The 23,610-nt window shown below is 60.4% G+C and carries 34 protein-coding genes and 1 pseudogene; 31 read left to right on the top strand and 4 right to left on the bottom strand.

Annotation, left to right across the window (positions count from 1 at the left end):
- The first annotated feature begins 22 nt into the window (after positions 1-22).
- From fusA to EEQ99_RS13400, 30 genes and pseudogenes are all read left to right on the top strand, one after another.
- On the top strand, positions 23-2,122 hold the full coding sequence (gene fusA, locus EEQ99_RS13545; protein ID WP_127430614.1) for an elongation factor G: 2,100 nt from the start codon (positions 23-25) through the stop codon (positions 2,120-2,122).
- A 68-nt stretch (positions 2,123-2,190) separates the two neighbouring features.
- A complete protein-coding gene (gene tuf, locus EEQ99_RS13540) occupies positions 2,191-3,366 on the top strand; it encodes an elongation factor Tu (RefSeq protein WP_028757605.1) in 1,176 nt (391 codons plus the stop codon).
- A gap of 154 nt (positions 3,367-3,520) precedes the next feature.
- A complete protein-coding gene (gene rpsJ / locus EEQ99_RS13535) occupies positions 3,521-3,829 on the top strand; it encodes a 30S ribosomal protein S10 (protein WP_003547547.1) in 309 nt (102 codons plus the stop codon).
- A gap of 39 nt (positions 3,830-3,868) precedes the next feature.
- Positions 3,869-4,510, top strand: coding sequence for a 50S ribosomal protein L3 (gene rplC, locus EEQ99_RS13530; RefSeq protein ID WP_028757604.1), 642 nt, complete (start codon positions 3,869-3,871; stop codon positions 4,508-4,510).
- A gap of 13 nt (positions 4,511-4,523) precedes the next feature.
- Positions 4,524-5,144 (top strand): 50S ribosomal protein L4, encoded by a 621-nt coding sequence (gene rplD, locus EEQ99_RS13525; protein ID WP_029868123.1) that lies wholly within the window; start codon positions 4,524-4,526, stop codon positions 5,142-5,144.
- Positions 5,141-5,434, top strand: coding sequence for a 50S ribosomal protein L23 (locus EEQ99_RS13520; RefSeq protein ID WP_003547550.1), 294 nt, complete (start codon positions 5,141-5,143; stop codon positions 5,432-5,434). Before rplD ends, EEQ99_RS13520 begins: the two co-directional genes overlap by 4 nt.
- A gap of 11 nt (positions 5,435-5,445) precedes the next feature.
- Positions 5,446-6,282 (top strand): 50S ribosomal protein L2, encoded by an 837-nt coding sequence (gene rplB / locus EEQ99_RS13515; RefSeq protein WP_003573799.1) that lies wholly within the window; start codon positions 5,446-5,448, stop codon positions 6,280-6,282.
- A gap of 15 nt (positions 6,283-6,297) precedes the next feature.
- Positions 6,298-6,576 (top strand): 30S ribosomal protein S19, encoded by a 279-nt coding sequence (rpsS, locus tag EEQ99_RS13510; RefSeq protein WP_003573797.1) that lies wholly within the window; start codon positions 6,298-6,300, stop codon positions 6,574-6,576.
- A gap of 2 nt (positions 6,577-6,578) precedes the next feature.
- Positions 6,579-6,968, top strand: coding sequence for a 50S ribosomal protein L22 (gene rplV, locus EEQ99_RS13505; protein WP_007626081.1), 390 nt, complete (start codon positions 6,579-6,581; stop codon positions 6,966-6,968).
- Positions 6,968-7,699, top strand: coding sequence for a 30S ribosomal protein S3 (gene rpsC, locus EEQ99_RS13500; RefSeq protein ID WP_003587196.1), 732 nt, complete (start codon positions 6,968-6,970; stop codon positions 7,697-7,699). The genes rplV and rpsC overlap by 1 nt, the downstream gene beginning before the upstream one ends.
- 36 nt (positions 7,700-7,735) lie before the next feature.
- The gene (gene rplP / locus EEQ99_RS13495) at positions 7,736-8,149 is read left to right on the top strand and encodes a 50S ribosomal protein L16 (RefSeq protein WP_003573792.1); all 414 of its coding nucleotides are present in this window, start codon (positions 7,736-7,738) and stop codon (positions 8,147-8,149) included.
- 12 nt (positions 8,150-8,161) lie between these two features.
- A complete protein-coding gene (gene rpmC, locus EEQ99_RS13490) occupies positions 8,162-8,362 on the top strand; it encodes a 50S ribosomal protein L29 (protein WP_003547556.1) in 201 nt (66 codons plus the stop codon).
- A gap of 12 nt (positions 8,363-8,374) precedes the next feature.
- Positions 8,375-8,614, top strand: coding sequence for a 30S ribosomal protein S17 (rpsQ, locus tag EEQ99_RS13485; RefSeq protein ID WP_003547557.1), 240 nt, complete (start codon positions 8,375-8,377; stop codon positions 8,612-8,614).
- Positions 8,615-8,873: 259 nt separating this feature from the next.
- A complete protein-coding gene (rplN, locus tag EEQ99_RS13480; RefSeq protein WP_003573790.1) occupies positions 8,874-9,242 on the top strand; it encodes a 50S ribosomal protein L14 in 369 nt (122 codons plus the stop codon).
- Between the two features lie 11 nt (positions 9,243-9,253).
- A complete protein-coding gene (gene rplX / locus EEQ99_RS13475) occupies positions 9,254-9,562 on the top strand; it encodes a 50S ribosomal protein L24 (protein ID WP_003587195.1) in 309 nt (102 codons plus the stop codon).
- On the top strand, positions 9,555-10,112 hold the full coding sequence (gene rplE, locus EEQ99_RS13470; RefSeq protein WP_003573788.1) for a 50S ribosomal protein L5: 558 nt from the start codon (positions 9,555-9,557) through the stop codon (positions 10,110-10,112). Before rplX ends, rplE begins: the two co-directional genes overlap by 8 nt.
- 32 nt (positions 10,113-10,144) lie before the next feature.
- Positions 10,145-10,450: a 30S ribosomal protein S14 gene (rpsN, locus tag EEQ99_RS13465; RefSeq protein WP_003573787.1), complete on the top strand. Its 306-nt coding sequence runs from the start codon at positions 10,145-10,147 to the stop codon at positions 10,448-10,450.
- A 12-nt stretch (positions 10,451-10,462) separates the two neighbouring features.
- Positions 10,463-10,861 (top strand): 30S ribosomal protein S8, encoded by a 399-nt coding sequence (gene rpsH, locus EEQ99_RS13460; protein WP_003547562.1) that lies wholly within the window; start codon positions 10,463-10,465, stop codon positions 10,859-10,861.
- A 42-nt stretch (positions 10,862-10,903) separates the two neighbouring features.
- A complete protein-coding gene (gene rplF / locus EEQ99_RS13455) occupies positions 10,904-11,437 on the top strand; it encodes a 50S ribosomal protein L6 (RefSeq protein WP_029868125.1) in 534 nt (177 codons plus the stop codon).
- A gap of 12 nt (positions 11,438-11,449) precedes the next feature.
- Positions 11,450-11,812, top strand: coding sequence for a 50S ribosomal protein L18 (gene rplR / locus EEQ99_RS13450; RefSeq protein ID WP_029868126.1), 363 nt, complete (start codon positions 11,450-11,452; stop codon positions 11,810-11,812).
- 131 nt (positions 11,813-11,943) lie between these two features.
- Positions 11,944-12,513: a 30S ribosomal protein S5 gene (gene rpsE, locus EEQ99_RS13445; protein WP_003573784.1), complete on the top strand. Its 570-nt coding sequence runs from the start codon at positions 11,944-11,946 to the stop codon at positions 12,511-12,513.
- A 14-nt stretch (positions 12,514-12,527) separates the two neighbouring features.
- Entirely contained in the window at positions 12,528-12,737 is a 210-nt protein-coding gene (rpmD, locus tag EEQ99_RS13440) for a 50S ribosomal protein L30 (RefSeq protein WP_003547566.1), read from the top strand.
- A gap of 16 nt (positions 12,738-12,753) precedes the next feature.
- Positions 12,754-13,230 (top strand): 50S ribosomal protein L15, encoded by a 477-nt coding sequence (gene rplO / locus EEQ99_RS13435; RefSeq protein ID WP_029868127.1) that lies wholly within the window; start codon positions 12,754-12,756, stop codon positions 13,228-13,230.
- Between the two features lie 233 nt (positions 13,231-13,463).
- Complete coding sequence (secY, locus tag EEQ99_RS13430; protein WP_029868128.1) at positions 13,464-14,804, top strand: preprotein translocase subunit SecY; 1,341 nt, start codon at positions 13,464-13,466, stop codon at positions 14,802-14,804.
- Positions 14,801-15,451 (top strand): adenylate kinase, encoded by a 651-nt coding sequence (locus EEQ99_RS13425; RefSeq protein WP_029868130.1) that lies wholly within the window; start codon positions 14,801-14,803, stop codon positions 15,449-15,451. Before secY ends, EEQ99_RS13425 begins: the two co-directional genes overlap by 4 nt.
- A 221-nt stretch (positions 15,452-15,672) precedes the next feature.
- Positions 15,673-16,041, top strand: a complete 369-nt coding sequence (gene rpsM, locus EEQ99_RS13420) for a 30S ribosomal protein S13 (RefSeq protein ID WP_003573772.1) — start codon at positions 15,673-15,675, stop codon at positions 16,039-16,041.
- A gap of 133 nt (positions 16,042-16,174) precedes the next feature.
- Positions 16,175-16,564 (top strand): 30S ribosomal protein S11, encoded by a 390-nt coding sequence (gene rpsK / locus EEQ99_RS13415; RefSeq protein WP_003547577.1) that lies wholly within the window; start codon positions 16,175-16,177, stop codon positions 16,562-16,564.
- A gap of 97 nt (positions 16,565-16,661) precedes the next feature.
- Positions 16,662-17,672 carry a DNA-directed RNA polymerase subunit alpha gene (locus tag EEQ99_RS13410; protein ID WP_003547579.1) on the top strand — a complete coding sequence of 337 codons (1,011 nt, stop codon included), beginning with the start codon at positions 16,662-16,664 and terminating at the stop codon, positions 17,670-17,672.
- A 123-nt stretch (positions 17,673-17,795) separates the two neighbouring features.
- Positions 17,796-18,218, top strand: a complete 423-nt coding sequence (gene rplQ, locus EEQ99_RS13405) for a 50S ribosomal protein L17 (protein ID WP_003573769.1) — start codon at positions 17,796-17,798, stop codon at positions 18,216-18,218.
- Positions 18,219-18,360: 142 nt separating this feature from the next.
- A pseudogene (locus EEQ99_RS13400) lies at positions 18,361-18,766 on the top strand (ribosomal maturation YjgA family protein).
- 25 nt (positions 18,767-18,791) lie between these two features.
- Here EEQ99_RS13400 and msrQ read toward each other — a convergent pair.
- Positions 18,792-19,448 (bottom strand): protein-methionine-sulfoxide reductase heme-binding subunit MsrQ, encoded by a 657-nt coding sequence (gene msrQ, locus EEQ99_RS13395; RefSeq protein ID WP_029868131.1) that lies wholly within the window; start codon positions 19,446-19,448, stop codon positions 18,792-18,794.
- Entirely contained in the window at positions 19,448-20,395 is a 948-nt protein-coding gene (gene msrP / locus EEQ99_RS13390) for a protein-methionine-sulfoxide reductase catalytic subunit MsrP (protein ID WP_029868132.1), read from the bottom strand. The genes msrQ and msrP overlap by 1 nt, the downstream gene beginning before the upstream one ends.
- A 333-nt stretch (positions 20,396-20,728) precedes the next feature.
- Between msrP and ilvD the strand changes: the two genes are divergently transcribed.
- The gene (ilvD, locus tag EEQ99_RS13385; protein WP_029868134.1) at positions 20,729-22,567 is read left to right on the top strand and encodes a dihydroxy-acid dehydratase; all 1,839 of its coding nucleotides are present in this window, start codon (positions 20,729-20,731) and stop codon (positions 22,565-22,567) included.
- A gap of 58 nt (positions 22,568-22,625) precedes the next feature.
- On the opposite strand, the gene EEQ99_RS13380 is transcribed toward ilvD, so the two are convergent.
- Both EEQ99_RS13380 and EEQ99_RS13375 read right to left on the bottom strand, forming a co-directional pair.
- Entirely contained in the window at positions 22,626-22,979 is a 354-nt protein-coding gene (locus tag EEQ99_RS13380; protein ID WP_029868135.1) for a lysozyme inhibitor LprI family protein, read from the bottom strand.
- 23 nt (positions 22,980-23,002) lie between these two features.
- Positions 23,003-23,383: a YkvA family protein gene (locus EEQ99_RS13375; RefSeq protein ID WP_029868136.1), complete on the bottom strand. Its 381-nt coding sequence runs from the start codon at positions 23,381-23,383 to the stop codon at positions 23,003-23,005.
- Between the last annotated feature and the right edge of the window lie 227 nt (positions 23,384-23,610).

Below are 23,610 nucleotides of genomic sequence, written 5' to 3'. Positions count from 1 at the left end.
CGGTATCGAAAGGCAGTCCACAATGGCTCGCGAATATAAGATCGAAGATTACCGCAATTTCGGTATCATGGCGCATATCGACGCCGGCAAGACCACGACCACCGAGCGTATCCTTTACTACACCGGCAAGTCGCACAAGATCGGCGAAGTCCACGACGGCGCAGCCACCATGGACTGGATGGAGCAGGAGCAGGAGCGTGGCATCACGATCACCTCTGCTGCCACCACGACCTTCTGGAAGGGCCGTGACGGCAAGATGCGCCGCTTCAACATCATCGACACCCCCGGCCACGTCGACTTCACCATCGAAGTCGAGCGTTCGCTGCGCGTTCTCGACGGCGCCATCGCGCTGCTCGACGCCAACGCAGGTGTTGAGCCGCAGACGGAAACCGTCTGGCGTCAGGCCGAGAAGTACAACGTCCCGCGGATGATCTTCTGCAACAAGATGGACAAGACCGGCGCGGACTTCTACCGCTCCGTCGAGATGATCAAGACCCGTCTCGGCGCAACGGCTGTCGTCATGCAGCTGCCGATCGGCGCTGAAAGCGACTTCAAGGGCGTCATCGACCTCATCGAGATGAACGCTCTCATCTGGCGCGACGAGTCGCTCGGCGCCCAGTGGGATGTCGTCGAGATCCCCGAGGATATGAAGGCCAAGGCCGAAGAATATCGCGAAAAGCTGATCGAGACGGTCGTCGATATCGACGAAGCCGCCATGGAAGCCTATCTCGAAGGCGTTCTGCCCGACAACGATCAGATCCGCGCGCTGGTTCGCCGCGGCACGATCGACGTCAAGTTCCACCCGATGTTCTGCGGCACCGCCTTCAAGAACAAGGGCGTGCAGCCGCTGCTCGACGCCGTCGTCGACTACCTGCCGTCGCCGATGGACATCCCGGCGATCAAGGGCATCGACTTCAAGACGGAAGCTGACATCGAGCGTCACGCCGACGACAGCGAGCCGCTTTCCATGCTCGCCTTCAAGATCATGAACGACCCCTTCGTCGGTTCGCTGACCTTCGCCCGCATCTACTCCGGCAAGCTCGAAAAGGGCGCGTCGGTCATGAACACGGTCAAGGACAAGCGCGAGCGCGTCGGCCGCATGCTGCAGATGCACTCCAACTCGCGTGAAGACATCGAAGAAGCCTTCGCAGGCGACATCGTCGCTCTCGCCGGCCTCAAGGAAACCACGACGGGCGACACGCTTTGCGATCCGCTGAAGCCGGTTATCCTCGAGCGCATGGAATTCCCCGAGCCGGTCATCCAGATCGCCATCGAGCCGAAGACCAAGGGCGACCAGGAAAAGATGGGCCTCGCGCTCAACCGCCTGGCTGCTGAAGATCCTTCCTTCCGCGTCAAGACCGACCAGGAATCCGGCCAGACCATCATTGCCGGCATGGGCGAACTGCATCTCGACATCATCGTCGACCGCATGCGTCGTGAATTCAAGGTCGAAGCAACCGTCGGCGCGCCGCAGGTTGCCTACCGCGAAACCATCACCCGGACGCACGAAGAAGACTACACGCACAAGAAGCAGTCCGGTGGTACCGGCCAGTTCGCGCGCGTCAAGATCATCTTCGAACCGAACCCGGACGGCGACGACTTCAAGTTCGAATCGAAGATTGTCGGTGGTTCCGTTCCGAAGGAATACATCCCCGGCGTCCAGAAGGGCATCGAAAGCGTCCTGTCTTCGGGTCCGCTGGCTGGCTTCCCGATGCTCGGCGTCAAGGCGACCCTCATCGACGGCGCCTTCCACGACGTCGACTCCTCGGTTCTCGCCTTCGAAATCGCATCGCGTGCCTGCTTCCGTGAAGCAGCCAAGAAGGCCGGCGCTCAGCTGCTCGAGCCGATGATGAAGGTCGAAGTCGTGACCCCGGAAGATTACGTCGGCGACGTCATCGGCGACCTGAACTCCCGTCGCGGCCAGATCCAGGGCCAGGAAAGCCGTGGTATCGCCGTCGTCATCAACGCGAACGTTCCGCTCGCGAACATGTTCAAGTACGTCGACAACCTGCGCTCCATGTCTCAGGGCCGCGCTCAGTACACGATGACCTTCGATCACTATTCGCCGGTCCCGTCGAACGTCGCAACAGAAATCCAGGCAAAGTATTCCGGTCAGAAGTGACCGGCATACCAATTGACCGATAACAAGAATTAGATCCCCTCGGGGACTAGCAAAACGGAGAGCCGAAAATGGCAAAGAGTAAGTTTGAGCGCAACAAGCCGCACGTCAACATCGGCACGATCGGCCACGTTGACCACGGCAAGACGTCTCTGACGGCAGCGATCACGAAGTACTTCGGTGAGTTCAAGGCGTACGACCAGATCGACGCGGCTCCGGAAGAAAAGGCCCGTGGCATCACCATTTCGACGGCCCACGTCGAGTATGAGACGCCGGCCCGCCACTACGCGCACGTCGACTGCCCCGGCCACGCCGACTACGTCAAGAACATGATCACCGGTGCTGCCCAGATGGACGGCGCGATCCTGGTGTGCTCGGCCGCTGACGGCCCGATGCCGCAGACGCGCGAACACATCCTTCTGGCCCGCCAGGTCGGCGTTCCGGCGATCGTGGTGTTCCTGAACAAGGTCGACCAGGTTGACGACGCCGAGCTTCTCGAACTGGTCGAGCTCGAAGTTCGCGAACTGCTGTCGTCCTACGACTTCCCGGGCGACGATATCCCGGTCGTCAAGGGTTCGGCGCTCGCTGCTCTCGAAGATTCGGACAAGAAGATCGGCGAAGACGCGATCCGCGAGCTGATGGCTGCGGTTGACGCCTACATCCCGACGCCTGAGCGTCCGATCGACCAGCCGTTCCTGATGCCGATCGAAGACGTGTTCTCGATCTCGGGCCGCGGCACGGTTGTGACCGGCCGCGTCGAGCGTGGCATCGTCAAGGTTGGCGAAGAAGTAGAGATCGTCGGCATCCGTCCGACCTCGAAGACGACGGTGACCGGCGTTGAAATGTTCCGCAAGCTGCTCGATCAGGGCCAGGCTGGCGACAACATCGGCGCGCTGATCCGCGGTGTGAACCGTGACGGCGTCGAGCGTGGCCAGATTCTCTGCAAGCCGGGTTCTGTCAAGCCGCACAAGAAGTTCATGGCGGAAGCCTACATCCTGACGAAGGAAGAGGGTGGCCGTCATACGCCGTTCTTCACCAACTACCGTCCGCAGTTCTACTTCCGCACAACCGACGTGACGGGCATTGTGACGCTGCCGGAAGGCACGGAGATGGTTATGCCGGGCGACAACGTCACGGTTGCCGTCGAGCTGATCGTTCCGATCGCGATGGAAGAAAAGCTGCGCTTCGCCATCCGCGAAGGCGGCCGCACCGTCGGCGCCGGCATCGTCGCTTCGATCGTCGAGTAATTAGCGGCTGGGCCACCAGGCCCAAGGAAAGGATAGGGACGCCGATCTGGGTGTCCCTCTCGATCTTTGAAACCGGTGGCCCGCTAACGTAACTGAAGGTAAGTCGTGTCCCTCAATGGTGACACGCGGATAACAGACACAAGGATAAAGTCGAATGAACGGCCAGAATATCCGCATCCGCCTGAAGGCGTTCGATCACCGGATTCTCGATGCCTCCACGCGCGAGATCGTATCGACGGCGAAGCGCACCGGTGCCAGCGTCCGGGGCCCCGTTCCGCTTCCGACCCGCATCGAGAAGTTTACGGTCAACCGGTCCCCGCACATCGACAAGAAGAGCCGTGAACAGTTCGAGATGCGCACGCATAAGCGCCTTCTCGATATCGTTGACCCGACCCCGCAGACGGTAGACGCGCTGATGAAGCTCGATCTCGCCGCCGGTGTCGATGTTGAGATCAAGCTCTGAGACCTCGGGTCTTCGGGCTGAGTGAGAAGGATTGAACCGATGCGTTCAGGTGTGATTGCACAGAAGGTGGGAATGACCCGCGTCTATAACGACGCCGGCGAGCATGTCCCGGTAACGGTACTGCGCATGGAGGCCGTCCAGGTCGTTGCCACGCGCACTGTCGAAAAGAATGGCTATACCGCAGTTCAGCTCGGTGCCGGCCAGGCGAAGGTGAAGAACACGTCGAAGGCGATGCGCGGCAACTTTGCCGTTGCCAACGTCGAGCCGAAGGCCAAGGTCGCAGAATTCCGCGTGTCGGAAGATCAGCTGCTCGAAGTCGGCACTGAGATCAAGGCGGGTCACTTTGCAGCCGGTCAGCTCGTCGACGTGACGGGCACGACGATCGGTAAGGGTTTTGCCGGCGCCATGAAGCGCCACGGTTTCGGCGGTCTGCGCGCCACGCACGGTGTGTCGGTTTCGCACCGCTCGCACGGTTCGACCGGCTCGCGCCAGGATCCGGGCAAGGTTTTCAAGAACAAGAAGATGGCTGGTCACATGGGCCAGACGCGTGTCACGACGCAGAACCTGGAAGTGGTTTCGACCGACGAAGATCGTGGTCTGATCCTGATCAAGGGTGCTGTTCCTGGTTCCAAGGGTGCCTGGATCATCGTGCGCGACGCCGTCAAGTCGGCCGCGAAGTAAGGGAGCCAGATCAATGGAATTGAACGTCAAGACCCTCGAGGGAAAAGACGCCGGGAAGGTTTCCCTTTCGGACGCGATTTTCGGCCTCGAGCCCCGCGAAGACATTCTCGCCCGCGTCATCCGCTGGCAGCTTGCCAAGAAGCAGCAGGGCACGCACAAGGCTAAGGGCCGCGCTGAAGTTTCGCGCACCGGCGCCAAGATGTACAAGCAGAAGGGTACGGGCCGCGCCCGCCACCATTCGGCTCGCGCTCCGCAGTTCCGCGGCGGCGGCAAGGCTCACGGCCCGGTCGTGCGCAGCCACGAGCATGATCTTCCCAAGAAGGTTCGTGCACTCGGCCTTCGCCATGCCCTTTCGGCCAAGATCAAGGCCGATGACGTCATCGTCATCGACAACCTGGTTGCCACCGAAGCCAAGACCAAGGCTCTCGCGTCCGTTTTCGAGACGCTCGGCCTGACCAACGCCCTCTTCATCGGCGGCGCAGAGCTTGATGGCAACTTCAAGCTCGCAGCTCAGAACATCCCGAACATCGATGTTCTGCCGATCCAGGGCATCAACGTTTACGACATCGTGCGCCGCGGCAAGCTCGTGCTTTCCAAGGCTGCGGTTGAAGCGCTAGAGGAGCGATTCAAGTGACCGATCTTCGCCACTACGATGTGATCGTCTCCCCGGCGATCACCGAAAAGTCCACGCTGGTATCCGAAAACAACCAGGTTGTTTTCAATGTCGCCAAGCAGGCGACGAAGCCGGAAATCAAGGCTGCTGTCGAGGCGCTGTTCGGCGTCAAGGTTACGGCCGTCAACACTCTGCTGCGCAAGGGCAAGACCAAGCGGTTCCGCGGTTTCGTCGGCAAGCAGAAGGACGTGAAGAAGGCTGTCGTAACCCTGGCTGAAGGCCAGACGATCGACGTCTCCACCGGTCTCTGAGGTATAAGAAAATGGCATTGAAAACATTCAATCCGATCACCCCGAGCCAGCGCCAGCTGGTCATCGTCGACCGCTCGGCCCTCTACAAGGGCAAGCCGGTCAAGGCGCTGACGGAAGGTCTGACCAAGAGCGGCGGTCGTAACAACCTCGGTCGCATCACCGCCCGCTTCATCGGCGGCGGTCACAAGCGCACCTATCGTCTGATCGACTTCAAGCGTCGCAAGTTCGACGTCGAAGGCACCGTCGAGCGTATCGAATACGATCCGAACCGCACGGCGTTCATCGCGCTGGTGACCTATGCTGATGGCGAAAAGGCTTATATCCTCGCTCCGCAGCGCCTCGCTGCCGGTGACAAGGTCATCGCTTCCGAGAAGGCTGTTGACGTCAAGCCCGGCAACACCATGCCGCTGCAGTTCATCCCGGTCGGCTCCATCATCCACAATGTGGAAATGAAGCCGGGCAAGGGTGGTCAGATCGCTCGCTCCGCCGGTGGCTACGCACAGCTCGTCGGCCGCGACCAGGGCATGGCGATCCTTCGCCTGAACTCCGGTGAACAGCGTCTCGTCCATGGCTCCTGCCTTGCTTCGATCGGCGCCGTCTCCAACCCGGATCACGCCAACATCAACGACGGCAAGGCCGGTCGTACGGTTTGGCGCGGCAAGCGTCCGCATAACCGCGGCGTCGTCATGAACCCGGTCGACCATCCGCACGGCGGTGGTGAAGGCCGCACCTCTGGTGGTCGCCATCCGGTGACACCCTGGGGCAAGCCGACCAAGGGCAAGCGCACCCGGTCGAACAAGTCGACCGACAAGATGATCATGCGCTCGCGTCATCAGCGTAAGAAGTAAGAGAGGAAGTCTCCAATGGCTCGTTCAGTATGGAAAGGTCCGTTCGTTGACGGCTATCTTCTCAAGAAGGCTGAGAAGGTTCGTGAAGGCGGACGTGCAGAAGTGATCAAGATCTGGAGCCGTCGCTCCACGATCCTGCCGCAGTTCGTCGGTCTTACCTTCGGCGTCTACAACGGCAGCAAGCATATTCCGGTCAGCGTCAATGAAGACATGGTCGGCCACAAATTCGGTGAATTCTCTCCGACCCGCACCTACTACGGTCACGGCGCGGACAAGAAGGCGAAGAGGAAGTAACAATGGGCAAGGCAAAAGCCGAACGCCGGCTGAAGGACAACGAGGCGCAAGCAGTCGCCCGCACGCTCCGCGTCAGCCCCCAGAAGCTCAACCTGGTTGCTGCGGCTATCCGTGGCAAGAAGGTCGAGCGCGCACTCGCTGAGCTGGAGTTCTCCCGCAAGCGCATCGCAGGCGCCGTCAAGAAGACGCTCGAATCTGCGATCGCCAATGCCGAGAACAACCACGATCTCGACGTCGACTCGCTTGTCGTCGCCGAGGCCTATGTCGGCAAGTCGATCGTCATGAAGCGTTTCCACGCTCGTGGCCGTGGTCGCGCGTCGCGCATCGAAAAGCCCTTCGCGCACCTGACGATCGTCGTTCGTGAAGTGCAGGCAGTAGAGGAGGCCGCATAATGGGTCAGAAAATCAATCCAATCGGTTTCCGTCTTGGCATCAACCGTACCTGGGATAGCCGCTGGTTCGCGGACAATGCCGAGTACGGCCAGCTGCTGCACGAAGACCTGAAGATGCGCAAGTTCGTCATGAGCGAACTGAAGCAGGCCGGGATCTCCAAGGTGGTCATCGAGCGTCCGCACAAGAAGTGCCGCGTCACGATCCACTCGGCACGTCCGGGCCTCATCATCGGCCGCAAGGGCGCAGACATCGACAAGCTCCGCAAGAAGCTGTCGGACATGACGAATTCGGAAACGCACCTCAACATCGTCGAAGTGCGCAAGCCCGAAGTCGACGCGACGCTGGTCGCTCAGTCGATCGCCCAGCAGCTCGAGCGCCGCGTGGCTTTCCGCCGCGCCATGAAGCGCGCCGTTCAGTCCGCGATGCGTCTTGGCGCCGAAGGCATCAAGATCACCTGCGCCGGCCGTCTCGGCGGCGCTGAAATCGCCCGTACGGAATGGTACCGCGAAGGTCGTGTGCCGCTGCACACGCTGCGCGCCGACATCGACTACGGCACGGCTGAAGCAGAAACCGCATTCGGCATCTGCGGCATCAAGGTCTGGATCTTCAAGGGCGAAATCCTTGAGCACGATCCGATGGCTTCCGAGCGCCGTGCGATGGAAGGTGACGCCCAGGGTCCGGCAAGCCGTGACCGTGACCGCGACAGAGACCGTCGCCGCGACAACGCTTGATAGCGCGCGTGGCAGAGAAGTTCGGAGAATAAGAAAATGTTGCAGCCAAAGCGTACCAAGTACCGCAAGCAGTTCAAGGGCCGCATCAAGGGCGTCGCCAAGGGCGGTTCTGACCTGGCATTCGGCGAATTCGGCCTGAAGGCTCAGGAACCCAACCGCGTCAACGCGCGCGAGATCGAAGCGGCCCGCCGCGCGATCACGCGTTATATGAAGCGCGCCGGCCGTGTATGGATCCGCGTGTTCCCGGACGTTCCGGTAACCGCAAAGCCGACCGAAGTCCGTATGGGTAAGGGTAAGGGCTCCGTTGAATACTGGGCATGCAAGGTCAAGCCCGGCCGTATGATGTTCGAGATCGACGGTGTCAGCGAAGAAATCGCCCGCGAGGCGCTTCGTCTCGGCTCTGCCAAGCTCTCGGTCAAGACGCGCTTCGTTCAGCGCATTGCAGAGTAAGGGATTGAGCTCATGAAAGCCTCAGATGTTCGCGGGTTCACCGCCGACCAACTCAAGGACGAGCTTGCCAAGCTGAAGAAGGAGCAGTTCAACCTGCGCTTCCAGAAGGCGACCGGCCAGCTCGAAAAGTCCTCGCGCATCAACGAAGTCCGCAAGGACATCGCCCGCGTGAAAACCATTGCCCGCCAGAAGGCGGCAGAAGTTAAGGCCTAAAGGAAGAAAAATATGCCGAAGCGCATCCTGCAGGGCGTCGTCGTTGGCGACAAGAACGAGAAGACGGTAGTGGTTCGTGTCGAGCGTCGTTTCGCTCACCCGCTGCTCCAGAAGACCGTTCGTCGTTCCAAGAAGTACAAGGCCCACGACGAGAACAACCAGTACAAGATCGGCGATACCGTATCCATCGAGGAATGCGCGCCGATTTCCAAGGACAAGCGTTGGACGGTGATTTCCGCCCAGGGCAAGTAACAGAATTTTGTGCGAGGCCTTGCGTCTCGCCGAAATATCTGTATGAAGCAGCGTCAGAACGCTCGAATGCCGGGCGTTCTTTTGCTTTGAGCGCACGGAAGGTCCCGTTCGGGAAACCACCCTGGCACGATCGACCCCGCGCTATTCAGCTATTGCCGCGTCTGTGTTGCCGTCATGGCAGCTCGGCCGGCGAAAATTTTCATAAGCCGGAGTAGGGGGCTAGCCCAACCATTCCGGTAAACCAAGAAGGCGACCTGATATGATTCAGATGCAAACAAACCTCGACGTCGCGGATAATTCCGGCGCACGTCGTGTCATGTGCATCAAGGTGCTGGGCGGCTCGAAGCGCAAGTATGCCTCGATCGGCGACGTCATCGTCGTTTCGATCAAGGAAGCGATCCCGCGCGGCCGTGTGAAGAAGGGTGACGTGATGAAGGCGGTTGTCGTTCGTACCGCCAAGGATATCCGTCGTCCGGATGGCTCCGTCATCCGCTTTGACACCAACGCAGCAGTCCTCATCGACAACAAGAAAGAGCCGATCGGCACCCGTATCTTCGGACCGGTTCCGCGCGAACTTCGCGCCAAGAACCACATGAAGATCATCTCGCTGGCTCCCGAAGTACTGTAAGGAGCGAAGCGATGCAGAAGATTCGTAAGGGCGACAAGGTCGTCATGCTCGCTGGCAAGGACAAGGGCCGCACCGGCGAAGTTGTCCAGGTCATGCCAAAGGAAGATCGTGCCGTCGTTCGTGGCGTCAACGTCGTCAAGCGCCACCAGCGCCAGACGCAGACCCAGGAAGCCGGCATTATCAACAAGGAAGCCTCGGTTCACCTGTCCAACGTTGCAATCGTCGACAAGGACGGTAAGCCGACCCGCGTCGGTTTCAAGGTTGTTGACGGCAAGAAGGTCCGTGTGGCCAAGCGTTCTGGAGAAGTGATCGATGGCTGAGGCAAAATACGAGCCACGGCTCAAGAAGGAATATGTCGAGCGCATCCGCAAGGCGATGCAGGAGCAGTTCTCCTACGCCAACGAGATGATGATTCCGAAGCTCGACAAGATCGTGATCAACATGGGTGTTGGCGAAGCGACCGCTGACTCGAAGAAGCCGACGGTTGCTGCCGCCGACCTCGCAGCGATCGCCGGCCAGAAGCCGGTCATCACCCGCGCACGCAACTCTATCGCAGGCTTCAAGGTCCGCGAACAGATGCCGATCGGCGCCAAGGTTACCCTTCGCGGCGCCCGCATGTACGAGTTCCTGGACCGTCTCGTGAACATCGCGCTCCCGCGCGTTCGCGACTTCCGCGGCCTGAACCCGAAGAGCTTTGACGGCCGTGGCAACTTCGCCATGGGCATCAAGGAGCACATTGTGTTCCCTGAGATCAACTACGACAAGGTTGATCAGATGTGGGGCATGGACATCATCGTTTGCACGACGGCGACGACCGACGACGAAGCACGGGCTCTTCTGAAAGAGTTCAGCTTCCCGTTCCGTCAATAACCGTAACGACGAGCGTAGAAAAGGAACCTGACATGGCGAAGACAAGCGCAGTTGAAAAGAACAAGCGCCGCCGTACTACGGTCGCCAACCAGGCCGCTAAGCGGGCTGCGTTGAAGGCGATCATCATGAACCAGGCTCTTCCGATCGAAGAGCGGTTCAAGGCCTCGATCAAGCTGGCATCCCTGCCGCGCGATGGATCGAAGACCCGTATTCGCAACCGTTGCGAAGTCTCGGGGCGTCCGCGCGCATATTACCGTAAACTGCGCATGTCGCGTATCGCGCTGCGTGAACTCGGCAATCTCGGCAAGGTGCCGGGCATCGTCAAGTCGAGCTGGTAAGGAGCAGGTTACATGACAATGACTGATCCGTTGGGCGATATGCTCACCCGCATCCGCAACGGCGCTTCCCGCCGCAAGTCGTCGGTCTCGACGCCTGCGTCCAAGCTCCGTGCGCGTGTTCTCGATGTCCTGCAGTCCGAAGGCTACATCCGTGGCTATTCCGTTGTCGATTTCGGCAATGGCAAGTCGGAACTCAGCATCGAGCTGAAATATTATGAAGGCGCATCGGTGATCCGTGAGATCGGCCGTGTGTCCAAGCCGGGCCGCCGGGTTTATGTCTCGGTCAAGTCCATTCCGCAGGTCGCGAACGGTCTCGGCATCACCATCCTTTCGACTCCGAAGGGTGTGATGGCCGATCACCAGGCTCGCGAACAGAACGTTGGCGGCGAGGTTCTTTGCTCGGTCTTCTAAGATCGGGCAGGGGTCTCCATAGCGAACAGACAGGATAGAAACATGTCTCGTATCGGTAAAAAGCCCGTTCAGGTACCTGCTGGGATCACGGCTACGGTCGATGGTCAGAAGGTGACTGCAAAGGGTCCGAAGGGCGAGCTGTTTTTCGTTGCTAACGACGAAATCAGCCTCAAGCTCGAAAATAACGCGGTCGTCGTAACGCCGCTCAGCCAGACCAAGGATGCACGTTCGAAGTGGGGCATGTCCCGCACGATGATCGAAGGCATCTTCAAGGGCGTCAAGGACGGTTTCGAGCGCAAGCTTGAAATCAACGGCGTTGGTTACCGCGCCTCCATGCAGGGCAAGAACCTGCAGCTGGCTCTCGGTTTCAGCCACGACGTGATCTATGAGCCGCCGGTCGGTATCTCGATCGCTGTTCCGAAGCCGACTGAAATCATCGTCAGCGGCATCAACAAGCAGCAGGTCGGCCAGGTTGCCGCCGAAATCCGCGAATATCGCGGTCCCGAGCCTTACAAGGGCAAGGGCGTCAAGTACGCCGACGAGCGGATCGTCCGCAAAGAAGGCAAGAAGAAGTAAGGATCACGCGAAATGGCTAGCAGGAAAGAAGCACTTGCACGTCGTGCCAACCGCGTGCGCCGTCAACTCAAGTCGGTGGCCAATGGCCGTCCGCGCCTGTCGGTTCATCGCTCCTCGAAGAACATCTACGCCCAGGTCATCGATGATGTGGCCGGCAAGACGCTCGCGTCTGCCTCCACCCTCGAAAAGGATCTGCGCGGTTCTCTGAAGACCGGTGCCGATACCGCCGCCGCTGCCGTCGTAGGCAAGCTCGTTGCCGAGCGCGCCTCCAAGGCCGGTGTTACGGAAGTCGTGTTCGACCGTGGCGCCTTCATCTATCACGGCCGCATCAAGGCTCTCGCCGAAGCGGCCCGCGAAGGCGGTCTCACCTTCTGATCAGTTTCCGGCCGGACGCTTTCAGCGCCGGCCGGATTTTCGCCGGACCGCAGGCACTTCCCGAAAGGGGAGGCTGATGCGGTCCACATGTGTTTGCCGATTGCACCCGGAAAAGAAAAAGGAAGAGGACAATGGCACAGGAAAGAAGGCCGCAGCGGGAAGACCGCCAGAGCCGTGAAGAGCGCGATAGCGAATTCGTCGACAAGCTGGTCGCGATCAACCGCGTCGCCAAGGTCGTCAAGGGCGGCCGTCGTTTTGGTTTCGCAGCACTCGTCGTCGTCGGCGACCAGAAGGGCCGCGTCGGCTTCGGCCATGGCAAGGCACGTGAAGTGCCGGAAGCCATCCGCAAGGCAACCGAAGCCGCCAAGCGCGAACTGATCTTCGTACCGCTGCGTGACGGCCGTACGCTGCATCACGACGTCCATGGCCGCCATGGCGCCGGCAAGGTTCTGCTGCGTTCGGCCAAGGTCGGTACCGGCATCATCGCCGGCGGTCCGATGCGCGCCGTATTCGAAACGCTCGGCATGCACGACGTCGTCGCCAAGTCGACCGGTTCGTCGAACCCCTACAACATGGTTCGCGCCACCTTCGACGCTCTGAAGCACCAGGTTCACCCGAAGGACATCGCAGCTCAGCGCGGCATCAAGTATGCAACGCTGCAGGCTCGTCGTAGCGCCTCCGGCAACGCCTCTGAAGAATAAGAGGAGTTTGACAGATGGCCAAGGCTACCAAGAAAGCTGAAGCGAAGACTGTCACGATCGAACAGATCGGCAGCCCGATTCGCCGTCCGGATGTTCAGCAGCGCACGCTGATCGGTCTCGGACTGAACAAGATGCACCGTCGCCGCACGCTGGAGGATACTCCTTCGGTTCGTGGCATGATCCGTGCTGTCCAGCATCTCGTTCGCGTCGTCGACGAGAAGTGAGACGGAGGAAACGCTCATGAAACTGAATGAAATCAAGGACAACGAAGGCTCGACCCACAGCCGCAAGCGTCTCGGCCGCGGTATCGGCTCGGGCTCGGGTAAGACCGGTGGTCGCGGCGTGAAGGGTCAGAAGTCCCGCTCGGGCGTCGCCATCAACGGCTTCGAAGGTGGCCAGATGCCGATCTATCGTCGCCTGCCGAAGCGCGGCTTCAACAACATTTTCGCTTCCGATTTTGTTGTCGTGTCGCTCGGCCGTATCCAGGCGGCAATCGACGCCGGCAAGCTCGACGCCAAGGCGACCGTTGATGCCGCTGCCCTCAAGGCCGCTGGCGTCATCCGTCGCCCCAAGGACGGCGTTCGCGTTCTCGCCGATGGCGAGCTCAAGGCCAAGGTGACGATCGTCGTTGCAGGCGCCTCCAAGCCTGCCGTCGAGAAGATCGAAAAGGCCGGCGGCACCGTGACGCTGCTTTCGGCTCCGGCTGCTGCCGAATAATAATCTGATGATATATCGCCCGGGGTGCTTCACACCGGGCGATTTTGCTCCCATATGTGGGCCTCACAAAAACTTGGCTGGCGCGCCCGCGTCATGCCGGTAAGACTAAAACGAGGGTGAGGCATGGGGTTGCATTGCAATCCGTTCTGAACCCGGTTTTGAATAATTTTCATACTGATTCCGGGGCCGGCCTATCCCCCAGAGACGCCGGAATTGGTAGCGCGGAGAAACGCATGGCTTCTGCAGCGGAACAATTGGCATCCAACCTCAATTTTTCGACCTTTGCCAAAGCCGAGGATTTGAAGAAGCGCTTGTGGTTCACACTGGCAGCTCTCCTCGTCTACAGGCTCGGCACCCATATTCCGCTTCCGGGCCTCAATCCCGAAGCCTATGCCCAGGCTTTCCGCGGCCAGGCAGGCGGCATTCTCGGCCTTTTCAACATGTTCTCGGGCGGCGCCGTTCAGCGCATGGCGATCTTCGCGCTCGGCATCATGCCCTATATCTCTGCTTCGATCATCGTGCAGCTCATGACCTCGGTCGTGCCGGCGCTCGAAAACCTCAAGAAGGAGGGCGAGCAGGGCCGCAAGATCATCAACCAGTATACCCGCTACGGCACCGTCATCCTCGGCGCGCTGCAGGCCTACGGCATTGCCGCCGGTCTTGAGAGCGGCCAGGGCCTCGTCGTCGATCCGGGCTGGTTCTTCCGTGTTTCCACCGTTCTGACGCTGCTCGGCGGCACGATGTTCCTGATGTGGCTCGGCGAGCAGATCACCTCGCGCGGCATCGGCAACGGCATCTCGCTGATCATCTTCGCCGGCATCGCCGCCGGTCTCCCGACGGCCCTTGCCGGCACGCTCGAGCTCGGCCGCACCGGCGCGCTGTCGACCTTCCTCATCCTGCTCGTCATCATTGTGGCGATCGGCGTCATCGGCGTGATCGTTTTCGTCGAGCGTGCGCAGCGCCGGCTGCTGATTCAGTATCCGAAGCGCCAGGTCGGCAACCGCATGTTCCAGGGCGATACCTCGCACCTGCCGCTGAAGCTCAACACCTCGGGCGTCATCCCGGCGATCTTCGCCTCCTCGCTGCTGCTGCTGCCGGCAACGCTTGCGGGCTTTGCCAACACCACGGCTATGCCCTCCTGGGCGACGTCGATCGTCGCGGCGCTGGGCCACGGCCAGCCGCTCTACATGGTGCTCTACGCGGCGCTGATCGCCTTCTTCGCCTTCTTCTACACGGCCATCGTCTTCAATCCGAAGGACACGGCCGACAATCTGAAGAAGCATGGCGGCTTCATTCCCGGCATCCGTCCGGGCGAGCGCACTGCCGAATATATCGACTACGTGCTGACCCGCATCACGGTGATCGGCGCGATCTATCTCGTCTTCGTCTGCATCCTTCCGGAGATCTTGGTGTCGCAAACCGGCATCCCATTATCCCTTGGTGGGACTTCGCTTTTGATCGTGGTTAGCGTAACTCTTGATACGGTTGCACAGATCCAGGGTCACCTGATCGCGCAGCAATACGAAGGCCTGATCAAGAAATCGAAGTTGCGTGGAGGAAAGAGGGGGCGATGAGACTTATCCTTTTGGGGCCGCCGGGCGCGGGTAAGGGAACCCAGGCCCAGCGGATCGTGGAAAAGCACGGCATTCCGCAGCTTTCCACGGGAGACATGCTGCGTGCAGCGGTCAACGCCGGTACGGATGTCGGCAAGCGCGCCAAGGCGGTCATGGACGCCGGCAAACTCGTCTCGGATGAGATCGTCATCGCCATCGTTTCCGAGCGAATCGATCAACCCGATTGCGCCAATGGCTTCATTCTTGACGGTTTCCCGCGGACGCTCGTCCAGGCGGATGCCACCGAGGCGATGCTGAGGGCAAAGGGTCTCGGCCTGTCCGTCGTCATCGAATTCCGTGTCGATGATGCCGAACTGATCCGCCGTGTCGCCGGTCGTTATTCCTGCGCGCAGTGCGGCAGCGTCTATCACGATAGCGATAAGGTTCCGGCTGCCGAAGGCGTGTGCGACAAGTGCGGTTCGACGCACTTCAAGCGCCGTCCCGATGACAATCCGGAGACCATGACGGCTCGGCTGCAGGTCTACTACAAGGAAACCTCGCCGCTGATCGGTTATTACCATGCCAAGGGCAAACTCAAGTCCGTGGACGGCATGGCGGACATCGATCAGGTGACTGCCGAGGTCGAAAGCATTCTTTCCAAGCTTTAAGGCTTTGAAAATAAACTTGGCGGAACGGTTGCTTTTCAGCAGTGATTCCGCTAAACACCGCGCCAACTCGCGACATTCCATGCGATCGGCGCGGATTTCCCAGGGAAGTCCGGGTGCGGTCGTTTTGACATGTTACGGACGTAAATCTGAACGGGCGGTTCTAAAGACCGCATAACGAAGCCCACTTGCCGGATGGCAACTGGAATGCAAGGAGAACAGGCGTGGCACGTATCGCTGGCGTCAACATCCCGACTGCGAAGCGCGTTGTTATTGCGCTGACCTACATTCACGGGATCGGTCCGAAATTCGCACAGGAAATCGTCGAGAAGGTCGGTATCCCGGCTGAACGTCGTGTGCATCAGCTGACGGACGCAGAAGTCCTTCAGATCCGCGAAGCCATTGACCGCGACTATCAGGTCGAAGGCGATCTTCGTCGCGATACCGCGATGAACATCAAGCGCCTGATGGACCTCGGCTGCTACCGCGGCCTGCGTCATCGCCGCGGCCTTCCGGTCCGCGGCCAGCGCACGCACACCAATGCCCGCACCCGCAAGGGCCCGGCAAAGGCAATCGCTGGTAAGAAGAAGTAATTTCCGGGAAACCGGGGTAGGGAGGCTGGCGGTCTGCGCCGGCCTCTTTTGAGTTTGGAGCGGGACCATATAGGCGCCGTTCCGGTGTAGCCGCTGGCATTACGGCGGTGAAGAGATCAACGAAAGGAATACCATGGCTAAGGAAGCCGTCCGCGTTCGCCGTCGCGAGCGCAAGAATATCTCGTCGGGTGTCGCTCACGTCAACTCGACCTTCAACAACACGATGATCACCATCACCGACGCGCAGGGCAATGCGATCGCATGGTCGTCGGCTGGCGCAAAGGGCTTCAAGGGCTCGCGCAAGTCGACCCCGTTCGCCGCCCAGATCGCTGCCGAAGACTGCGCCAAGAAGGCCCAGGAACACGGCATGAAGTCGCTGGAAGTCGAAGTCTGCGGTCCGGGTTCGGGTCGTGAATCGGCTCTGCGCGCGCTCCAGGCTGCAGGTTTCATGATCACGTCCATCCGCGACGTGACCCCGATCCCGCACAATGGCTGCCGTCCGCGCAAGAAGCGCCGCGTCTGATCATCGCTCTCGTCACCGGTGAGCGCCTGCGCGCTCCCGGTGGTTTTCAAGCTCGGTTGCCACGATTGGATGGTGGCAACGAACGGAAGGCAAACTCATGATTCAGAAGAACTGGCAGGAACTGATCAAGCCGAACAAGGTGGAGTTCTCCTCGAGCTCGCGCACCAGGGCGACGCTCGTTGCCGAACCGCTGGAGCGCGGCTTCGGCCTCACCCTCGGCAACGCGCTGCGTCGCGTTCTGCTCTCCTCGCTGCGCGGTGCTGCCGTCACGGCGGTGCAGATCGACGGCGTGCTGCATGAATTCTCCTCGATTCCGGGCGTCCGCGAAGACGTGACGGACATCGTGCTCAACATCAAGGAAATCGCCATCAAGATGGATGGCGACGACGCAAAGCGCATGGTCGTGCGCAAGCAGGGCCCGGGCGTTGTTACGGCTGGCGACATTCAGACGGTCGGCGATATCGAAATCCTCAACCCCGAGCATGTCATCTGCACGCTCGACGAGGGCGCCGAAATCCGCATGGAGTTCACCGTCAACAACGGCAAGGGCTACGTTCCGGCCGAGCGCAATCGTGCGGAAGATGCTCCGATCGGTCTCATCCCGGTCGACAGCCTCTACTCGCCGGTCAAGAAGGTGTCCTACAAGGTTGAAAATACCCGCGAAGGACAGGTTCTCGACTACGACAAGCTGAACATGACCATCGAAACCGATGGCTCGATCACCGGCGAAGACGCCGTCGCTTTTGCGGCGCGCATTCTCCAGGATCAGCTTGGCGTCTTCGTCAACTTCGACGAGCCGCAGAAGGAAACCGAAGAGGAAGCAGTCACCGAACTCGCTTTCAACCCGGCTCTCCTCAAGAAGGTAGACGAACTCGAACTGTCGGTCCGTTCGGCAAACTGCCTGAAGAACGACAACATCGTCTACATCGGCGACCTCATTCAGAAGACCGAAGCAGAAATGCTCCGCACGCCGAATTTTGGTCGCAAGTCGCTGAACGAAATCAAGGAAGTTCTCGCTTCCATGGGCCTGCACCTCGGCATGGAAGTGCCGGCATGGCCGCCCGAGAACATCGAAGATCTCGCCAAGCGTTACGAAGACCAATACTGAGAAAACAAAAGGCAGGCTCTTTCGGCTGCCTTTCCCCGTCAAACAGCAGGCCGATCGCCTGCATGTGCCAGGAAACGGCAGGCCCATTTAGCGTAAGGGCACCTGCATTAAAGGAGAATAGCAATGCGCCATGGTAAAGCCGGCCGCAAGCTGAATAGAACTGCAAGCCACCGCAAGGCGATGTTCGCCAACATGGCGGCTTCGCTGATTACCCACGAGCAGATCGTCACGACCCTGCCGAAGGCCAAGGAAATCCGTCCGATCGTCGAGAAGCTCGTCACGCTCGGCAAGCGCGGCGACCTGCATGCTCGCCGCCAGGCGATCTCGCAGATCCGCGATGCTGCCGTCGTTTCGAAGCTGTTCGACACGATCGCAACGCGTTACGCCACCCGCAACGGCGGCTACCTGCGCATCATGAAGGCCGGCTTCCGCCAGGGCGACAATGCCGCCATGGCCGTTGTCGAATTCGTTGATCGCGACACCTTCGCCAAGGGCGCAGCCGACAAGGCCCGCGTCGCTGCCGAAGAACAGGCCGTCGCCGCTTAATCTTCCGCTTCGGCGGAAACAAGACAGCCGGGCTGCAAAGCCCGGCTGTTTTTGTTTGTGCGCCGGCGGACAGCCTTCGCTTGATAATTCGATATCTGCACCTCGGCCGTCCAACCGGCGGAAATTGAGATAGGACAGGTCATTGCGCGCAATTATTCAAACTCGCTCTCGAGCGCAGTTCCTGCGTCTCGCAGCCCTGCTTCTTGTCATCGTCCTCGGGCTGGCGCTCCGGCGCTTTGGCTATGCGGCCGATCTGCCCTTCGTCGTCGTCAAATATGGCGGATCGGCGCTCTGGGGCGCGATGGTCTATCTGCTGGTGTCACTCATAGCCGCAAGGTCACGGCGGGCGGTCATTGCCGTCACAGCGCTGCTCATCGCGATCTCCGTGGAACTGTTCCGCCTCTATCATGCGCCCTGGCTCGACGCCTTTCGGCTGACCACGGCGGGCGCCCTGTTGCTTGGCCGGATGGATATTTTCGTTTTGGAATATGCTGGCTTATGCCATCGGCATCGCCGCAGCCTGCGCCTTCGATCCCGCCCGTCGGTGAAGCGTCCTCGGCGGTCGTTTGCGCCTCACGAAGCTGACGCCATTGCGCGATTGCGCGCCCGTCCGTGGCCCTTCTTCCTGTTGCGTGCGATCGGCCGGTAGGAGCGGTAGAGGATGAGCGCGATGATCAGCCCGACATAGATATATTGCTCGAGGTCGAGGATCTTGGTCGAGAGCGCGAAATGCAGCGCTCCGCTGGCGGCGATGATGTAGATCAGGCGATGCAGCCAGATCCAGTTCTTGCCGAGGCGGCGGATCGAGAAATTATTGGATGTCAGCGCCAGCGGAATGAGCATGGCAAGGGCTGCCATGCCGAACATGATGAAGGGGCGCTTCAGCACGTCGTTGATGACGGCAGAGATATCCATGGCCTGGTCGAGCACCATGTAGACGGTGAAATGCATTAGCGCGTAGTAGAAGGTCAGCAGGCCCAGCGCGCGGCGATAGCGCAGATAATTCCAGCCGAAGAGCTCGCGGGCCGGGGACACGGCAAGTGTTGCGATCAGGAAGCGGATCGTCCAGATGCCGAGGAAGAGCTCGAAGGTCTTGACTGGATCGGCGCCGAGCTGATCGGTCGCGCCGAGATAGAAAGTCCAGGCCGCAGGCACCAGCCCGACGACGTAGAGCAGCCAGACGGAGGCGGGTTGCCAGCGCTTGGGGATGGCGAGCGACAGTTCCGCCATCAGAAATTCGCCTTCAGATCCATGCCGGCATAAAGACCCGCCACCTCGTCGGCATAGCCGTTGAAGGGCAGGGTGGGATGGCGGCTCGCACCGAAGAAGCCGCTTTCGCCGATGCGCCGCTCGCTCGCCTGGCTCCAGCGCGGATGATCGACATCAGGGTTGACGTTGGCGTAGAAGCCGTATTCCTGCGGATTGGTCACCTGCCAGGTATTCTTAGGCTGCTGGTCGGTGAGCGTGATCTTGACGATCGATTTGATGCCCTTGAAACCGTATTTCCACGGCACGACGAGGCGGATCGGCGCGCCGTTCTGGTTCGGCAGCGTTTCGCCATAGAGCCCGACGGCAAGCAGCGTCAGCGGATGGCGCGCTTCGTCGAGGCGCAAACCTTCGACATAGGGCCAGTCGAGCGACTGGAAGAAGCCCTTCTGCCCCGGCATTTCTTCCGGCCGCACGACGGTTTCGAAGGCGACGTATTTGGCGCTGCCGAGCGGTTCCACCTTGTCGAGCAGCGATGCCAGCGGAAAACCGTCCCACGGGATGACCATTGACCAGGCCTCGACGCAGCGCATCCGGTAGGTTCGTTCCTCGATCGGGAATTCCTTCATCAGCGCCTCGATGTCGAAGGTGCCGGGCTTGTTGACCATGCCGTCGACCTTGACCGTCCAGGGCAGCGGCTTGAAATCGCCGGAAAGAGCTGCGGGATCGCCCTTGTCGAGGCCGAACTCATAGAAGTTGTTGTAGGTCGTGACATCCTTGATCGGCGTCGGCTTCTCGTCGACCTTATACTTGCTCTGGACGGCGGAAAGCGCCGCAGCACTCGCCTTGCCGGCGCTGTAGAGCGCCACGGCGCCAAGCGCTGCCGCGCCGAGGAATTCACGACGCCGCACATAGATCTGGCGCGGTGTTATCTCCGATGACGCGATCTTCGGTGGGCGATAGCTTGGCATGGCGAAACCTCCTGGGCGGATCTGTGAAATATAGTCTTAAACGAACCACCCGCACACTCGGATGAGTGTCTAAGCCTTGAATATTACCGACGGGAAGCCAATTTTTTGTGTTCGGCGGTGATGGAATAGGCTGTAACGAAACATCGCGCCGAACCGTATATGATCGATGGGCTTGTGGCGCTTGGCCGATGGCGTACCGGATTTGAGCTTCCAGGTAGTGACAGCCCCCGTCGATTGGATTAGGACAATTCCAAAAAGCAGCGTTTGCCCGGCCTGCAGGCTCCATGCCGCCCCGCTTTGCCTGATAATTCCGCCACGTTGAGGAAGACACCGATGCCAGCTTACCGTTCCAGAACCACGACCCATGGCCGCAACATGGCGGGCGCCCGCGGCCTTTGGCGCGCCACGGGCATGAAGGATTCGGATTTCGGCAAGCCGATCATCGCGGTGGTGAATTCCTTCACCCAGTTCGTGCCCGGCCACGTGCACCTGAAGGACCTCGGCCAGCTGGTCGCCCGCGAGATCGAAGCGGCCGGTGGTGTCGCCAAGGAATTCAACACGATCGCCGTCGATGACGGTATCGCCATGGGCCATGACGGCATGCTCTATTCGCTGCCCTCGCGTGAGCTCATCGCCGACAGCGTCGAATATATGGTCAATGCCCATTGCGCCGACGCCATGGTCTGCATCTCCAACTGCGACAAGATCACTCCCGGCATGCTGATGGCGTCGCTGCGCCTCAACATTCCCACAGTCTTCGTCTCCGGCGGTCCGATGGAAGCCGGCAAGGTCGTGCTGCACGGCAAGACGCATGCGCTCGACCTCGTTGATGCCATGGTCGCCGCGGCCGACGACAAGATCAGCGACGAAGACGTCCAGACCATCGAACGCTCGGCCTGTCCGACTTGCGGCTCTTGCTCCGGCATGTTCACCGCCAATTCGATGAACTGCCTGACGGAAGCGCTCGGCCTGTCGTTGCCCGGCAACGGCTCGACGCTCGCCACCCACGCCGACCGCAAGCGGCTCTTCGTCGAGGCCGGCCATCTGATCGTCGATCTCGCCCGCCGCTATTACGAGCAGGACGACGTCAAGGCGCTGCCGCGCACCATCGCTTCCAAGCAGGCTTTCGAGAATGCCATGGCGCTCGACATCGCCATGGGCGGCTCGACCAATACGGTCCTGCACATCCTTGCCGCCGCCCATGAAGGCGAGGTCGATTTCACCATGACCGATATCGACGCGCTGTCGCGCCGCGTGCCGTGCCTGTCGAAGGTCGCGCCCGCCAAGAGCGATGTGCATATGGAAGACGTCCACCGCGCCGGCGGCATCATGTCGATCCTCGGCGAGCTCGACAAGGGCGGTCTCTTGAACCGCGATTGCCCGACCGTCCATGCCGAGACGCTGGGCGATGCGATCGATCGCTGGGATATCACCCGCACCAACAGCGAAACTGTCCGCAAATTCTATCGCGCCGCTCCGGGCGGCATCCCGACCCAGGTCGCCTTCAGCCAGGAGGCCCGCTGGGACGAGCTCGACACCGATCGCCAGAACGGCGTCATCCGTTCGGTCGAACATCCCTTCTCGAAAGATGGTGGCCTCGCCGTGCTCAAGGGCAACCTTGCGATCGACGGCTGCATCGTCAAGACGGCCGGCGTCGATGAATCGATCCTGAAATTCTCCGGCCCCGCCCGCGTCTTCGAAAGCCAGGATGCCTCCGTCAAGGCGATCCTTTCCAACGAGGTCAAATCAGGCGACGTCGTCGTCATCCGCTATGAAGGCCCGAAGGGCGGCCCCGGCATGCAGGAAATGCTCTATCCAACGAGCTATCTGAAGTCGAGGGGCCTCGGCAAGGCCTGCGCCCTCATCACCGACGGCCGCTTCTCCGGCGGCACCTCCGGCCTGTCGATCGGCCATGTCTCACCGGAAGCGGCCAATGGCGGCATCATCGGCCTGGTGCGTGAAGGCGACATGATCGACATCGACATCCCCAACCGTACGATCAGCCTGCGCGTCAGCGAAACCGAACTTGCCGCCCGCCGCGCCGATCAGGACGCCAAGGGTTGGTACCCGGTCGAAGTCCGCAAGCGCAACGTCACGACCGCGTTGAAGGCCTACGCCGCCTTCGCAACGAGCGCCGATCGCGGCGCCGTGCGCGATCTGAACGCCCGTTGAGGCATCTCAACCGATTACCTGCTGATTAAAAGTCAGCGGCTCTACCAACCGGTCGCTTTCACAGCGGCCGGTTGATGTTTTTATAGGTCTCGCCGAGTTGCTTCAGCCGCTCGTCATAAGCAGCCTTGATGCAGGTCGCATCTGCCCCGCATTCCTGCCGTTTCTTCAGCCAGGCCGTCTGTTCGTCCTGCAGCGTGCCGCGCGAGCCCATCGCCAGCAGGCCGGAGAGCAGATCGAAGGTCGTCACCATCTGCACGTCGGCATCGTTGAGCGCGCGGTTGTCGCAGATCGCCTTTTCATCCGGCTTCAATTCTTTCGCGTCGCAATCGAAACTGGCCGCCTGTGCCACGGGCGATGCGAGGAGCAGGGTCGCAAAGCCGAAGGCTGCCGTCATCATTCTTGTCATCATCATGCATATGTTCCCGTTGGTGCCGTTCAGGCGAGCCTGCTGAGTGCCAGAGCCAGGAAGATGATGCAGGCGAGCCAGACGGCAAGGATGAAGATCATTCCGAGACGACTGGAGGGGCGCTCGATGCGCTTGGCCGCCTCCGTGCGGAGCTCGATCATCACCTCCACCGGCACGAGCCGGATAGCCAGCATGATGCCGAGCGGCACGATCAGGAGATCGTCGAGATAGCCGAGCACGGGAATGAAATCGGGGATGAGATCGATCGGCGACAGCGCGTAGGCGGCAACAGTGCCGGCCACCGTTTTGGCATGCCAGGGCACGCGTGGATCGCGAGCGGCAAACCAAAGGGCCACGATGTCACGCTTCAGTGACTTCGCCCAGAGTTTGGCTTTCGATATCAGTTGCATGGCCAATCTTCCTGAATCAAATTCACAATGACTTCAACCGGTTTCCGAGGCGTCCTCTTGCCTTATTCTTCCATGCTTCCGCCCTCTTTCCTTTCTAGCGTCGGGCCGCAGAACGGGACGATTTTAGGCCGGCCGGCCTAAAATCTGAATCCTGTTCGCAATTAAATAGTTAGAGCATGATGTCGTCCGAAAACCGCTCACATTTTTCGGCATCATGCTCTAAAACG

It is taken from the genome of Rhizobium anhuiense (genome assembly GCF_003985145.1).
GTDB classification, from domain to species: domain Bacteria; phylum Pseudomonadota; class Alphaproteobacteria; order Rhizobiales; family Rhizobiaceae; genus Rhizobium; species Rhizobium anhuiense.
The sequence above is the reverse complement of the archived record's forward strand: the minus strand, read 5'-3'. Positions and strand labels throughout refer to the sequence as shown.